General features: G+C 73.4%; 10 protein-coding genes, 2 tRNA genes, 1 other RNA gene and 1 pseudogene. 6 read left to right on the top strand and 8 right to left on the bottom strand.

The features are described from left to right. Nucleotides 1–111 precede the first annotated feature (111 nt). The 3 genes from KY5_RS19815 to KY5_RS19805 form a co-directional block, all read right to left on the bottom strand. Complete coding sequence (locus tag KY5_RS19815; RefSeq protein ID WP_098243505.1) at nt 112–828, bottom strand: ankyrin repeat domain-containing protein; 717 nt, start codon at nt 826–828, stop codon at nt 112–114. Then, nucleotides 764–1,519 (bottom strand): hypothetical protein, encoded by a 756-nt coding sequence (locus KY5_RS19810; protein WP_159072559.1) that lies wholly within the window; start codon nt 1,517–1,519, stop codon nt 764–766. Before KY5_RS19810 ends, KY5_RS19815 begins: the two co-directional genes overlap by 65 nt. Nucleotides 1,520–1,658: 139 nt before the next feature. Further along, nucleotides 1,659–1,743: transfer RNA gene (locus KY5_RS19805), tRNA-Ser, on the bottom strand. Nucleotides 1,744–1,874: 131 nt separating this feature from the next. Between KY5_RS19805 and ffs the strand changes: the two genes are divergently transcribed. The 6 genes and pseudogenes from ffs (at nt 1,875) to KY5_RS19775 (ending at nt 10,676) form a co-directional block, all read left to right on the top strand. Beyond that, nucleotides 1,875–1,973, top strand: an RNA gene (gene ffs, locus KY5_RS19800) — signal recognition particle sRNA small type. Between the two features lie 44 nt (nt 1,974–2,017). Next, nucleotides 2,018–4,296 (top strand): annotated as a pseudogene (locus KY5_RS19795) (DNA polymerase III subunit gamma and tau). Nucleotides 4,297–4,488: 192 nt separating this feature from the next. After that, entirely contained in the window at nt 4,489–5,784 is a 1,296-nt protein-coding gene (gene purD, locus KY5_RS19790; RefSeq protein WP_098243503.1) for a phosphoribosylamine--glycine ligase, read from the top strand. 315 nt (nt 5,785–6,099) lie between these two features. Then, entirely contained in the window at nt 6,100–7,905 is a 1,806-nt protein-coding gene (locus tag KY5_RS19785) for a hypothetical protein (RefSeq protein ID WP_098243502.1), read from the top strand. Between the two features lie 288 nt (nt 7,906–8,193). Next, nucleotides 8,194–9,672 (top strand): N,N-dimethylformamidase beta subunit family domain-containing protein, encoded by a 1,479-nt coding sequence (locus KY5_RS19780; RefSeq protein ID WP_098243501.1) that lies wholly within the window; start codon nt 8,194–8,196, stop codon nt 9,670–9,672. Between the two features lie 107 nt (nt 9,673–9,779). Continuing rightward, nucleotides 9,780–10,676, top strand: coding sequence for a phosphoribosylaminoimidazolesuccinocarboxamide synthase (locus tag KY5_RS19775; RefSeq protein WP_098243500.1), 897 nt, complete (start codon nt 9,780–9,782; stop codon nt 10,674–10,676). Nucleotides 10,677–10,724: 48 nt separating this feature from the next. Here KY5_RS19775 and KY5_RS19770 read toward each other — a convergent pair. From KY5_RS19770 to KY5_RS19750, 5 genes are all read right to left on the bottom strand, one after another. Then, nucleotides 10,725–10,800 (bottom strand) — tRNA-Gly (locus KY5_RS19770). A gap of 23 nt (nt 10,801–10,823) precedes the next feature. Further along, the gene (locus KY5_RS19765) at nt 10,824–11,432 is read right to left on the bottom strand and encodes a response regulator transcription factor (protein WP_098243499.1); all 609 of its coding nucleotides are present in this window, start codon (nt 11,430–11,432) and stop codon (nt 10,824–10,826) included. Continuing rightward, nucleotides 11,429–12,688: a sensor histidine kinase gene (locus tag KY5_RS19760; protein ID WP_098243498.1), complete on the bottom strand. Its 1,260-nt coding sequence runs from the start codon at nt 12,686–12,688 to the stop codon at nt 11,429–11,431. Before KY5_RS19760 ends, KY5_RS19765 begins: the two co-directional genes overlap by 4 nt. A gap of 13 nt (nt 12,689–12,701) precedes the next feature. Continuing rightward, on the bottom strand, nt 12,702–13,484 hold the full coding sequence (locus tag KY5_RS19755; protein ID WP_098243497.1) for an ABC transporter permease: 783 nt from the start codon (nt 13,482–13,484) through the stop codon (nt 12,702–12,704). Then, a complete protein-coding gene (locus tag KY5_RS19750; protein ID WP_098243496.1) occupies nt 13,481–14,452 on the bottom strand; it encodes an ABC transporter ATP-binding protein in 972 nt (323 codons plus the stop codon). Before KY5_RS19750 ends, KY5_RS19755 begins: the two co-directional genes overlap by 4 nt. Between the last annotated feature and the right edge of the window lie 129 nt (nt 14,453–14,581).

Here is a 14,581-nt window from a genome sequence, read left to right as displayed (position 1 = left end):
CCTCGCGGATCAACGGGGCGGGCGGCATACGGCAACGTGGTGTCTCGGGGGTGGTGCTAGCCCCCCTATGACCGCCCTATGACCCCTCTATGACCGCCCTATGGCCCTCCCCTATGACCGCCCGAGCCCGCGCAGCCACGCGGCGACCTCGTCCGCGCCCGCCTCCACGGCGATGTCCAGGGGCGTCTTGCCCTCGTATCCGACCCAGGCGGGGTCGGCGCCCCGGTCGAGCAGGTAGCGGGCGGTGGCCAGGTGGCCGCCGTGGCAGGCGCCCCAGAAGGCGCTGGTGAGGTCCTCGCGGTCCGGCGCGCCTGCGCCTTCGACGAGGGACGTCACGCGGTCGAGGAGCCCGAGCGCCGCCGCCTCGTGCAGGGTCGTCCGCGCCCCGTGCGCCAGGAGCCGCCGAGCCGCCCGCCACTGGCCGAAGGCGCAGGCGTCGGTCAGGGGCGTGCCGCCCGCGATGACGGCGCCGTCCGCCTCGATGTCGGCACCGGCGGCGACGAGGGCGTCCACCGCGGCCACGTCGTCGTTGCTCGCGGCCCAGTGCAGTGGCGTCTCGGCGTGGGCGCCGATGAAGCGGGCGTCGGGGTCGGCGCCCGACGCGACGAGGACGGCGATGACCTCGGGGCCTTCGGGGAAGTGCCCCGGCCAGTCCGTGGCGATGTGCAGCAGGCTGCGCGTCCCCGCTGCCTCGCCGTCCTGCCTGATCGCCGAGGCGGCAAGCCCTGGCCGCGCGGCGAGGAGCTCGCGCAGGCCGGGTACGTCACCGCCCCGGATCGCCCCGGTGACCGCCGAGGCCACCGGGTCCCGCACGTCGAGAACAGCCATGCCCGACCTCCCCATCGACTGCTGCCGATTCTGGCAGCGCCCACTGACAACGCGAGGCGGCGGGAGCGGTCTTGAGGAAAAGGGCGAGAAGCATGGCGGCGGCCACCGCCACGAGGTGCTCGCGCCCCGCGAGATTGGGTTCGGCGACGGAACCCACGACCGTCGGAACGACGGCGGCGAGAAAGAGCAGCGGGGCCCGCAGGGTCACCGCGGCGAAGGCGAAGAGCCCGACGATCGCCGCGGAGGCCCCCGTGTCCACCGCGTGCGCGGCATCGGCGGGCAGACCGAGCAGACCGGGGCCGAGGGCGATCATCACGCGCGCGCCGAGGGTCCCGGCGAGCGTGGCGGCGTAGGCCACCACCAGCGTCCGTATGCGCCCGAAGGCGAGTTCGGCGAGCGCGAACGCGAGGAACAGCCGTGGCAGCCCGCCCCACACCGCCAGGTCCTGCGCGGGCACGAACAACGAGACGGGCGTACGCAGCAGGGACAGCGCCAAGGGCTGGTCCGCCCGCACCTCACTGACCACACGGAGCACGGCCGCACCGGTCTCCGTCTGCTGGTAGGCGTGCAGCCCGATCACGGCGACGGTGGCGAACAACGCCAGCGAGACCCCGAGCGGACCGCGCTCCCACAGAGCGCGGAAGGGCCCGACGATGACCCCACGCCACTCACGGACCAAGCTCTCGACCACGACCCGACGGAAACGGGACAGGAACCGGGCGGCAGCGTGCGTCACCAGATGGCCTACCTCTTCGAGAACGCCTCTTCGAGAACACCGAAGGCCCCAACTGCGAACAGTTGGGGCCTTCGGTTGCCCTGACGGGCGAGTGCGGAGGATACGAGATTCGAACTCGTGAGGGGTTGCCCCCAACACGCTTTCCAAGCGTGCGCCCTAGGCCACTAGGCGAATCCTCCGCCGCAAACAATACAAGACGTTGGGGAGTGCTCGCGAACACGATCCCGAGGTCGCCGTCGTGATCGTCTCCGGAGGTCTCCCCGGCCGGGACCGGCGTCGCTTCCGGCCCGGGGGATCCGCTACTGTGGGGGCCAGCCCCTCACGTGGCGCTATCTGACTGAACTCCCCCAGGGCCGGAAGGCAGCAAGGGTAGGTCGGCTCTGGCGGGTGCGTGGGGGGCGCTTTGCGTTGGGGCGGTCCAGGTTGTCAGTGGTCCCCATTAACCTCGTATGCGTGTCGTCTCTCGCGCTGTACCGCCGCTATCGCCCGGAGTCTTTCGCCGAGGTCATCGGGCAGGAGCATGTAACCGACCCGCTGCAGCAGGCGCTGCGCAACAACCGGGTCAACCACGCCTACCTGTTCAGTGGCCCCCGCGGCTGCGGCAAGACGACGAGCGCGCGCATCCTGGCCCGCTGTCTCAACTGTGAGCAAGGTCCCACTCCGACGCCCTGCGGCGAGTGCCAGTCCTGCCGCGACCTCGCGCGCAACGGACCGGGTTCGATCGACGTCATCGAGATCGACGCCGCGTCGCACGGTGGCGTGGACGACGCCCGTGACCTGCGCGAGAAGGCGTTCTTCGGCCCGGCGAGCAGCCGCTACAAGATCTACATCATCGACGAGGCCCACATGGTCACCTCGGCGGGCTTCAACGCCCTCCTGAAGGTGGTCGAGGAGCCCCCGGAGCACCTCAAGTTCATCTTCGCGACGACCGAGCCCGAGAAGGTCATCGGCACGATCCGCTCGCGCACGCACCACTACCCGTTCCGGCTCGTCCCGCCCGGCACGCTCCGCGAGTACCTCGCCGAGGTCTGCGGCCGTGAGGCCATGGCCGTCGAGGACGGGGTGTTCCCGCTGGTCGTGCGCGCGGGCGCGGGCTCCGTGCGTGACTCCATGTCCGTCATGGACCAGTTGCTCGCCGGTGCGGGTGACGCGGGTGTGACGTACGCCATGGCGACCTCCCTCCTCGGGTACACCGACGGGTCGCTGCTCGACTCCGTGGTGGAAGCCTTCGCCTCCGGGGACGGCGCTGCCGCCTTCGAGGTCGTGGACCGCGTCATCGAGGGGGGCAACGACCCGCGGCGCTTCGTCGCCGACCTCCTCGAGCGGCTGCGTGACCTGGTGATCCTCGCGGCCGTGCCGGACGCCGCGGAGAAGGGCCTCATCGACGCCCCCGCCGACGTCGTCGAGCGGATGCAGGCGCAGGCCGGTGTCTTCGGCGGCGCCGAGCTCAGCCGCGCGGCCGACCTGGTGAACGAGGGCCTCACCGAGATGCGCGGCGCCACGTCGCCGAGGCTCCAGCTGGAGCTGATCTGCGCCCGCGTGCTGCTCCCCGCTGCGTACGACGACGAGCGCTCCGTGATGGCCCGCATCGAGCGCCTGGAGCGCGGCGGGAACTTCGTGGCAGGCGGCCAGGGCGCGGCCCCCGCGATGGGGTACGTCCCCGGGCCCGAGGCCCACGCGGGCGTGCAGCAGCCCGGTGTCGCCATGCCCGCGGGCGGGGCAGAGCCGGTTCCGCAGGGGCCGTCGGTGCCGCCCGGCGGTGGCCCCGCGGCCGCGCGGGCCGCGGTCCGCGGCACGGGGGCGCCGTCCCCGGCTCCCGGCGCTCCGGGAGGCGGTCAGCCCGCCCCGGAGACGGCAGCACCGCCTGCCGCCGCCGCTCCCGCCCCTGTCGCTCCCGCTCCCGCCCCGGCACCCACAGCGCCCCCGGCTCCGGCCCCTGCTGCCGCCGCCGAGCGGCGGCCCGGTGGCTGGCCCACGGCGTCCGCGCCGGGCAGCGGCCCCGCCGCCGCGCCCGCGCCCGCGTCCGCCGCGGCTCCGGAGGCCCCGCGCCCGGGGGGCTGGCCCACCGCCGCGTCGGCCGGTTCCGGCGCCCCGGCGCCCCAGCCGACCCCGCACTCGGCCGCACCTGCCCCGCAGACCCCCGCCGCCCCCGCCCCCCTGGCGGCGGCCCCCGCGGGCGGGCCCGACCCGCGCACCCTCTGGCCGAACATCCTGGAGGCGGTGAAGAACCGCCGCCGCTTCACCTGGATCCTGCTCAGCCAGAACGCCCAGGTGGCGGGGTTCGACGGGACGACCTTGCAGATCGGCTTCGTGAACGCGGGCGCGCGCGACAACTTCGCGAGCAGCGGCAGCGAGGACGTGCTCCGGCAGGCGCTGTCGGAGCAGTTCGGCGTGCAGTGGAAGGTCGAGGCGATCGTCGACCCCTCGGGCGGCTCCGCGCCGCCGCCCGCCGCGGTCAACTTCGGCGGCAGCGCCCCCGCGCCCCCGCGCCCCGTGGCCCAGCCGCAGCCGACCCCGTCCCCGGCCGCCCCCGCCCCCAGGCCCCGCCCCCCTCGGCGCCCCCGGCCCCGGACCCCGCCCCCCGGTCGGCGCCCGCCCCGGAGCACGTGTCCCCGGAGGACGACACCCCTGAGGACGACGACCCGGACCTGGTCGAATCGGCCCTCTCGGGCCACGACCTGATCGTCAGGGAGCTGGGCGCGACGGTGATCGACGAGTACCCGAACGAATAGCCGGGCACCCCGCCCCTGCTCCCACCGCCCGGTGCGGAGACAGGGGTGGACGGGTGGGCACGAATCGCCGCGAAGCGGCGGCTTGTCGTCCACTCCGTCGCCGAGGGACTCGGAGGAACGTACAACAGGCCCAGGGGCCAGACCTGGCAGCCCGTACAAAGCCAACACCGCACCCCGGCTAGGCTGACCACCGTGAAGGTCCTCGTCATCGGCAGTGGTGCCCGCGAACACGCCCTGTGCCGCTCTCTGTCCCTCGACCCCGCCGTCTCCGAGCTGCACTGCGCCCCCGGCAACGCCGGCACCGCAGAGGTCGCCGAGGCGCACCAGGTCGATGCCCTCGACGGCGCCGCCGTGGCCGCGCTCGCCAAGAAACTCGGTGCCGGGCTCGTCGTCGTGGGTCCGGAGGCGCCGCTCGTCGCGGGCGTCGCCGACGCCGTGCGCGCCGCGGGCATCCCCTGCTTCGGTCCCTCCGAGGAGGCCGCCCGGCTAGAGGGCTCCAAGGCCTTCGCGAAGGACGTGATGGCGGGCGCGAGCGTGCCGACCGCCCGGTCCTACGTCTGCACGACCCCGGAGGAGATCGACGCCGCCCTCGACGCCTTCGGAGCGCCGTACGTCGTCAAGGACGACGGGCTCGCCGCGGGCAAGGGAGTCGTCGTCACCGATGACGTCGAGGCCGCCAGGGAGCACGCGCTGGCCTGCGACCGCGTCGTCATCGAGGAGTTCCTCGACGGCCCCGAGGTCTCCCTCTTCGCGATCACCGACGGCGAGACCGTCGTACCGCTGCAGCCCGCCCAGGACTTCAAGCGCGCGCTCGACGGCGACGAGGGCCCCAACACCGGCGGCATGGGCGCGTACTCGCCGCTGCCCTGGGCCGACCCGAAGCTGGTCGACGAGGTCATGCGGACGGTCCTGCAGCCCACCGTCGACGAGCTGCGGCGGCGCGGGACGCCGTTCTCCGGACTGCTCTACGCCGGTCTGGCGATCACGAGCCGCGGCGTCCGGGTCATCGAGTTCAACGCCCGGTTCGGCGACCCCGAGACCCAGGTCGTCCTCGCCCGGCTGCGGACCCCGCTCGCCGGTGTCCTGCTGGCGGCCGCGGAGGGCACGCTCGCCGACCTGCCCCCGCTGCGCTGGAGCGACGACGCGGCGGTGACCGTGGTCGTCGCCTCGCACAACTACCCCGGTACGCCTCGTACGGGCGACCCCATCGAGGGCCTCGGCGACGTCGCGGCGAAGGACGCGCCCCATGCGTACGTCCTGCACGCGGGGACGAAGCGCGACGGCGACGCGGTCGTCAGCGCGGGCGGCCGGGTGCTCTCCGTGACGGCGGTCGGCACCGGGCTCGGCGAGGCCCGTGAGCGCGCGTACGCGGCGCTCTCCCGCATCCGCCTCGACGGCGGGCAGCACCGCACGGACATCGCGGCGAAGGCGGCCGCGGAGGAGTCTCCGGAGGCGGGGCAGGCCGCCGGGAACGCGACTGGGGAGTAACTTCCAGCCAATCTCACGCTCGGTGAAGCCCCGGATCTGACACTGGATCCGGGGCTTTTTCGGCAGCCACCTTTAGCCAAAGCCATTCCATCGAGTGACCGGTGGCCCATCCGGCTGACGGGTCCCCGCACCCCAACTAGGGTGCGGCGCAAGCAGTTCAGAGCGCCCAGAGCCAAACAGACCACCGGCATTGCGATGTCGGTGGCGGGTGCCACAGTGGGGGAGTGAGCAACACCAACGCCATTGATGTGTGCCACCGGCCCCGGCCGGTGGCCGAGGAGTAGGCAGCAGGGGGTGCCATCGGTCGTGTCAGTCATGGGTGTGGAGGTGGGTGCGCAGGCCGCGCGCTCGCGGGCTCTCGCCGTGCTGCGTCTGCGCAGCAGGGCGCTGGCCGTCGCCCTGCTGCCCGCGGCCGTCGCCGTCGTGCTCATCGCGGGCGGGGTCACGGGCCACGTCGGCGGCGGGAGTTGGGACGTCGTGCGCTGGGTCGTGTCGGCCGTGGCCGTCGTCGTGCTGCTCTGCGCGGCGGCCGTCGCGCTCGTCGTGGCCAGGGCCAGGCCCGCCCTGAGCCCCACGGTCCCGATCGCCGAGGAGTCGGCCCCCGATCTGTACCGCCTGGTCCGCGACCTCGCCGACCGCCTCGACGTGCCCGCGCCCTCGGCCATAGCGCTCACCCCGGACTGCGACAGCTGGCTGGAGGACCGCACCCACCCGGCCCACGGGCCGCCCGCGAACCGGGGCGCCAAGGGCCCTGCCACGGGCGCCGACGAGGCCGCCGACGGCGTACGAGGCGGTGGCGCGGCGCACCGGGGGACCACCTCCGCACCCGTGCTCGTCATCGGCTCCCCGTTCCTGTGGTGGATGCGGGTCGGCGAGCTGCGCGCGGTCCTCGCACCCGTCGTGGCGGGCACGGGACCCTCCGCGCACCCCGACATAGCGGCGGCCCGGCGCTTCGTACGGGGCCTCGACGCGGCCGTCGCGGTCGCGTCGGCCCCGGGGCGCGGTCCCCTGGCGCGCGTGGTGCTCGGCGGCATCGGCTGGGTCGCGCGCCTGCTCCTGCGCAGCTGCCGGGGGCACGCGGCCGAGATGGAGCGGGGCGTCGCCGCGGCGGCCGCCGAGCGCGCCCAGACCGTGGACTACGGAGTGCGGATCGTCGCCCAGGAGCAGGTCGGCCTCGCGTACGCCGGATGGGACCGCCTGCTCACCAGGGTCGCGCTGCCCGCCTGGCGCATGGGCCGCTGGCCCTCGCGGCTCGACGCGGGCGTGGTCTCCGCGCTCACCGAGCTCTCCCGCAGGGACCGCCTCGCCGAGGGCTTCGCCTCGCGGCTGGGGGAGCGGCCCGCCTGTGACCTCCTGGAGGAGCCGGGTTCCGTGGACGAGGCGGCCTCGCTGCTCGCCGCCAGGCTCTTCCACGGCGGCCCCGCGGAGAACGGCCCGGACTGGGCGCCGGTGGCCTGGCAGGAGTATCCGGACGAGGTCGTGGACCGCAAGTGGCGCATGGACGCCGCCCGGCTGCACCGCGTCCTGGACGCCCTCGGCGTCAGCCACTCCGCCGACCCGACGGCGCCCGACCCCGAAGGCCCGACCCTCGGCCGTGTCCTCGACCACCTCACGACGGCCGACCCGGAGGGCCCGGAGGCGCGGATCGTCGTCCGGGACGGCGAGGCCCCGGAGCACGCCGGATCGCTCTTCCCCGAGGAGACGGACGACGAGGCCGACACGGACAGCCGAGGCGGGATGCTGGCCGCGGGCCTCACCGCCGAGCTCGCCCGCGAGGAGGCCGCGGCGCCGCCCCGCCCCGCGCCCGCGAGCCTCGGCCCCGACGAGGCGCTCTGGGACGACGGCGCGCTCCCGCTCTTCCCCCTGCAACCACCGCGTACGGGGCGTGAGTTGCTGGCCGACCACGTCACGGCGATGGTGTGCTGCGCTGCCGTCGACACCGCGGACGCCGCACCCGGCCTCGACTGGCTCGACGGTCCCTCCCTGCTGGTCGGCGGCGAGCGCGCGGCGGATCTCGCGCCGCGCGTCCTGAGCCTCGTCGAGGACGGCGACCCGCTGCCCCTGCGGGACTGGCTGACCCGCCTGGGCGTCCGCCCGGAGAAGCCGGTGCGACTGGTCTGACGAGCCACACCGCTCCACCCGGAGCCCGCCCAAAAGCCCCACCCACCCCCCTGAGCCCCACCCCGATCCCACCCCCAATTCCGCGCAGCGCCAGCCCTCCTCCAGAGAGAAACCGCAGGCGAACGCCACCCCCCGCGCCACCCCGTGCGGAAGCTTCCGTTCCGTTCACGTCAATTCGCGACGAACGGTGACGGGATGCGTGCGTAATGTGATGTGCTGGGACCGGTCGCCGGGCCGTGCGCGGTAGGGGCGACGTCGTCTCGGGGGGCGCGAGGGAGGGGCAGACACATGGGGTCGGAGCCGATCCGCCGCTGGGAATCGGGCGCACTCGCGCATGCCGTGTCGGACCCTTTCGGCCAGGGCCCGCTGCCCTGGCTGCGCGGACCCGAGCACTACTTCGACGACACCGGAAAAGTCGTTCCCTGGTACATCGACCACGCCCCGGCCCCGGGCGCGAACATCCCGGCCCCCCGCACCGGAGGCCCGCGCACCGCGGACGACGTGCACTGCCAGATCAAGGGCTTCACCTCCACCGGCGCCGCCGCCCCCGGCGAGGCGATCGACTTCCACGTCACGGTGGACCCGCCCCAGCAGTTCAGCGTCGACATCTACCGGATCGGGCACTACGCGGGGGACGGCGCCAGCAAGATCACCACGAGCCCCCGGCTCTCCGGCATCGTCCAGCCCGCCCCGCTCACCGCCGACCGCACGGTCTCCTGTCACCACTGGTGGCTCTCCTGGCGCCTGCAGATCCCGAGTTACTGGAACATCGGGGCGTACGTGGCCGTGCTCACGACCGCCGACGGGTACCGCTCGCACGTCCCCTTCACGGTCCGCGACAGCCACCCCGCCGACCTCCTGCTGCTCCTGCCGGACGTGACCTGGCAGGCGTACAACCTCTACCCGGAGGACGGCCGCACGGGCGCCAGCCTCTACCACGCGTGGGACGAGCGGGGCGGTCTCGTCGGCGAGGGCGAGGCGGCCGTCACGGTCTCCTTCGACCGGCCGTACGCGGGCGCGGGCCTCCCCCTGCACGTGGGCCACGCCTACGACTTCATCCGCTGGGCCGAGCGCTACGGCTACGACCTGGCGTACGCCGACGCCCGCGACCTGCACGCGGGCCGCATCGACCCCACGCGCTACCGGGGCCTGGTCTTCCCCGGACACGACGAGTACTGGTCGCCGAGCATGCGCCGCACCACGGAGCTGGCCCGCGAGCACGGCACGTCCCTCGTCTTCCTCTCCGCCAACACCATGTACTGGCAGGTGGAGTTGGGCCCCTCCCCGTCCGGCGTCGAGGACCGGCTGCTCACCTGCCGCAAGCGCCGAGGACCCGGCCGCCCCGCCCTCTGGCGCGAGCAGGACAGGGCGGAGCAGCAGCTGCTCGGCATCCAGTACGCGGGCCGGGTCCCCGAGCCGCACCCCCTCGTCGTCCGCAACGCCGACCACTGGCTGTGGGAGGCGACAGGGGCGCACGAGGGCGATGAGATCGAGGGCCTGGTCGCGGGCGAGGCCGACCGCTACTTCCCGCGCACGCCGCTCCCCGAGCACCAGGGCCGCATCCTGCTCGCCCACTCCCCGTACACGGACACGGAGGGTGCGACGCGCCACCAGGAGTCCTCGCTCTACCGCGCCCCCTCGGGCGCGCTGGTCTTCGCGTCGGGCACCTTCGCCTGGTCACCGGCGCTCGACCGCCCCGGTCACGTGGACACCCGCGTCCAGCGGGCCACGGCCAACCTCCTTGACCGCATCTGCAAGCGGGACTGATCCTTCCGCCGTCCCCGCCCCAGCCCGCTCCGCCCAACCCCTGGCCAAGACCACACTCCCGATACGGGAGAATCGACAGCACTTGGCCAGAACCACGGGGAGGAACCGTGTCCGGATTCGTAGAAAAGCCCGAACCCCTTGAGGTTCCGGGCCTGGTCCACCTCCACACCGGCAAGGTGCGCGAGCTGTACCAGAACGAGGCGGGCGAGCTCGTCATGGTCGCCAGCGACCGCTTGTCCGCCTATGACTGGGTGCTGCCCTCGGAGATCCCCGACAAGGGCCGTGTCCTGACCCAGCTCTCCCTGTGGTGGTTCGACCAGCTCGCCGACCTCGTCCCGAACCACGTGATCTCCACGGACCTGCCCGAGGGCGCCCCCGCCGACTGGGCGGGCCGCACCCTGGTCTGCAAGTCGCTCAAGATGGTCCCCGTCGAGTGCGTGGCCCGCGGCTACCTCACGGGATCCGGCCTCCTGGAGTACAACGAGTCCCGCACGGTCTGCGGTCTCGCGCTCCCCGAGGGCCTGGTCGACGGCTCCGAGCTGCCCGCGCCGATCTTCACGCCCGCCGCGAAGGCCGCCGTCGGCGAGCACGACGAGAACGTGGCGTACGAGGAGGTCGCCCGCCAGGTCGGCGCGGAGACCGCCGCCCAGCTGCGCCAGACGACCCTCGCCGTCTACGGCAGGGCGCTGGACATCGCGCGCGAGCGCGGCCTGATCCTCGCGGACACGAAGTTCGAGTTCGGCTTCGAGGGCGAGCACCTGATCCTCGCCGACGAGGTGCTGACCCCGGACTCCTCCCGCTTCTGGCCCGCCGACCTGTGGGAGCCGGGCCACGCCCAGCCCTCCTACGACAAGCAGTTCGTGCGGAACTGGCTGACCTCGCCCGCGTCGGGCTGGGACCGCAGGAGCGAGCAGCCGCCGCCCGCGCTGCCGCAGGACGTGGTGGACGCCACCCGCGCCAAGTACATCGAGGCGTACGAGCGCCTGACCGGCACCGCTTGGTAGGGCGGCACACGAAGAAGGCCCCGGTCCACTGGACCGGGGCCTTTCATCTGGAGCGGACGACCAGGTTCGAACTGGCGACCTCAACCTTGGCAAGGTTGCGCTCTACCAACTGAGCTACGTCCGCACTGCGCCGAAGCGCGACGCCTACTATACCCAACCTCGCTCGCGTGCGAGACGCACTGCCGCATGACGGTTCTCGGCACCGACCTTGGTGGCCGCCGACGAGAGGTAGTTGCGGACGGTCCCCTGGGAGAGCGCGGCGCGTTCGGCGATCTCCGCGACGGGCGCGCCGTCGGCGGCGAGTTCGAGCACCTCGGCCTCCCTCGCGGTCAGCGGCGAGTCTCCCGCGGAGATCGCGTCGGCCGCCAACTCCGGGTCCACGTAACGGTTTCCTGCGTGTACGGAGCGGATGATCTCGGCGAGCTTCTGGGCGCTCACGGTCTTCGGCACGAAGCCGCGCACGCCCACCGCGAGGGCCCTCTTGAGATGTCCCGGTCTGCCGTGACTCGTCACGATCATGGTCCGGCACTCGGGGAGTTCGTCGCGCAGCGATGTGGCCACCCTCACACCGTCGGCGCCCGGCATCTCCAGATCGAGCACCGCGACGTCGGGCCGGTGCGCCCGCGCCATGGCGAGCGCCTCGGGCCCGGTCGCCGCCTCGGCGACGACCACGAGGTCGTCCTCCAGGGCGAGCAGGGCGGCGAGCGCGCCCCTGATCAGATGCTCGTCGTCGGCGAGCAGGACGCGCAGGCTCACCGCAGCACCTCCTTCTCGCGGGGGCTGCCGGCCTCCGCGCGGGACAGCGGCACCTCGGCGCTGAGCCGGAACCGCCCGCCTTCGCACGTGAAGTCCAGGGTCCCGTCGACCGCCGCGAGCCGCTCCCTGAGCCCGGCGAGCCCGGACCCGGTGCCGGGCACGGACACCTCGGGCACCCCGTCGTTCTCGACGACCAGCGTCGTACGCTCCCGCGTCACCGCGAGCGTGATCTCGCAGTTCCCCGCGTCGCCGTGCCGCAGCACGTTCGTCGCCGCCTCCCGGACCACCCAGCCGAGGGCCGACTGCACGGGAGCGGGCAGTCCCGCAGCCGAGCCCGTCACCCGGCAGGTGATCCCTGCCGCCTCCAACACGCCCTGCGCGCCGATGAGTTCCACTCCGAGTTCCACATCCCGGTAGCCCCGCACCAGTTCCCGTACCTCTCGCTGCGACTCCTGCGCGATCCGCTGCACCTCGACCATCTGGTCGACGGCCTCGGGCCGCCCGCGCCGGGCGAGCTGCACCGCGAGCTCGCTCTTGAGCGCGATGACCGCGAGGTTGCGGCCCATCACGTCGTGCATGTCGCGGCCGAACCGCAGCCGCTCCTCGGCGACCGCGAGCCGCGCCTCGACCTCGCGGGCCCGGTCGACCTCCCACATGACGGAGAGCGTCCAGGCGCCGCAGCGCGAGGAGAGCAGCGTCATAAGGCCGGCGAGTCCCACGAGGACGCCGAACGCGACGAGCTGGCCGCCGCGCGCCCCCACGGCGGCGAAGGCGCCCACGATCCCGGCGGCGAGGAGCACGAAGCGGGCGAGGAAGGCCCGGATGGTGACGGCGAAGGCGAGCGACTGGCCGAGCGGAATCACGACATACAGGACCGTGAGCCCCATCATGCCGTCCTTGACGCCGTCGATCGCCTGGAGGGCGAGGGCGAGCCCGAGGGCCACGGCCAGGAGCGCGCACGTCACCGCGAGGTCGCGGCGCGGCAGCGGAGCCCGGTGCAGATAGTGGTCGACCGACCGCCGGACCGTGCGGTTGGCGTGCACGCACTGCGCGGCGGCCACGGCGATCAGCGACCAGCCGAGCACCTGCGCGCCGGTCTCGTGCCGCAGGCTCAGTGCGAGCGGCACCGAGTTCCAGCTGAGGAAGAAGATCCACGGCATGGCGTGCCACACGGCCATGCTCTGGAACTCGACCTTCTCGATCTTGGTGCGGCCGTGCCAGCCACGCTGCCAGGCCCGCATCCGGCCGATCAGCACCCCTACCCCTCCCTCAGTGCCGCGGTTCCCAGCGGAACCACCGTCGTACAGCAAACACCGAGAGCAGGGTCCAGACCACCGCGGTGGCGACGGCGGCGAGCACGTCCCCGCCGGAGAGGTGCCCCGCCCAGCCGCCGCGGACCAGCTCGATGACGGACGAGAGCGGGAGCAGCTCGCAGGCCGCGGCGAGCTTGTCGGGCATGACCTCGAACGGGACGAAGAGCCCGGAGCCGAGCATCGACACGAAGATCATCGGCAGGGCGAGGACCTGTGCGGACTCCACGGACCGCGCGAAGCTTCCGGTGACGGCCGCGAGGGCCGCGAACATCACCAGACCCGCGGCGATGCCGAGGACGACGAGGTGGGGCGCGTTCGGCGCCCCCGCGTCCAGGAGGGCCACGCAGCCCACGACGAGGACCAGGGACTGCACGATCCCGATGACGACGGACGGCAGCGCGGCGCCCATCAGGATCTCGTGGTCGCGCAGTTCGCCGGTGCGCAGCCGCTTGAGCACGAGCTCCTCGCGCCGGGCCGCGTAGACGGCGGTCAGCGCCGAGTACACGGCGAAGAGCAGCGAGAAGCCGAGGGCGCTCGGCAGCACGACGGTGCCGACGGAGAGCCCGGTGCCCTCGAGGTCCATGCCTTCGGCGGCCTGCTTCATGCTGAGCGGGATGACGAACGGCACGAACAGTGCCGCGAACAGCGTCCCCTTGCTCCGCCCGAGCAGGGTCAGCTCGGCGCGGGCGAGCGCCCCCATCCGCCGCATCGGGGTCGTGGTCGTGGCCACCGTGCTCATACCGCCATCTCCTTCTCGGTGCGGTGCCCCTGGGGCCCCGCGGTCTCTCCGCGCTGCGCTTCCTTGGCGATCCGCAGGAACGCCTCCTCCAGCGTGGCCGCCCGTACGTCCAGGGAGCCCAGCTCGACGCGTGCGTCGCGGGCCCACAACAGCAGCCCCGTGGCGGCCCGTTGCAGTTCGTCCGTGCGCAGCCGGACGCGGCGCCCGACCGTCTCGTGCCCGCTGACACCGAGCTCGGCGAGCGGCGGCAGGTCGCCGACGAAGTACCCGTCGGGCAGGTCGAAGGAGATGTGCGAGGGCTGCGAGGCGACCACGTCGGCGACGCGCCCCTCGGCGGCGATGCGGCCCTCGTGCAGGATGGCCAGCCGCTCGGCGAGCCCCTCGGCCTCTTCGAGGTAGTGCGTGGTGAGCAGCACGGTGGTGCCGTTGTCGCGCAGTTGCCGGACCAGGTCCCAGGTCTCGCGCCGTCCTTCGGCGTCGAGTCCGGTGGTGGGCTCGTCGAGGAAGAGCACATCGGGCCGTCCCAGGAGCGCCATGGCGAGGTCCAGGCGGCGCTTCTCGCCGCCGGAGAGCTGCTTCACGCGGACGCCGGAGCGCTTGGCGATCCCGACGATCTCCAGGGCCTCGTCGACGGGCCGGGCGCCGCTGGTGCAGCCCGCCCACATCCGCGCGGTCTCCGCCACCGTCAACTCGGCGGGAAATCCGCCCTCCTGGAGCATGACGCCGATGCGCGGCCGCACCTCGGTGCGTTCGGTGTACGGGTCGTGCCCGAGCACCCGCACCCGCCCCGCGGCCGGTGCCGCGAGCCCTTCGAGGAGCTCGACGGTGGACGTCTTGCCCGCGCCGTTGGTGCCGAGCAGCGCGAAGAGCTCACCCCGTCCCACGGAGAAGGAAATCCCTCGTACCGCCTCGAAACCGCCCCCGTACACGCGCCGCAGATCGGTCACGTCGATCACTTGGTCAGTCATGACGTCAGCGTCCCCCGGCCGGCGGGGCCCGAGCAGTGCGCGCTGTCATCGGCCCTCATGACAAATGTCAGAAGCGGCGCGGGCACGAACGCGGGCACGAAGAAGGCCCCGGTCGAATCGACCGGGGCC

It is taken from the genome of Streptomyces formicae (assembly GCF_002556545.1).
GTDB classification, from domain to species: domain Bacteria; phylum Actinomycetota; class Actinomycetes; order Streptomycetales; family Streptomycetaceae; genus Streptomyces; species Streptomyces formicae_A.
The sequence above is the reverse complement of the archived record's forward strand: the minus strand, read 5'-3'. Positions and strand labels throughout refer to the sequence as shown.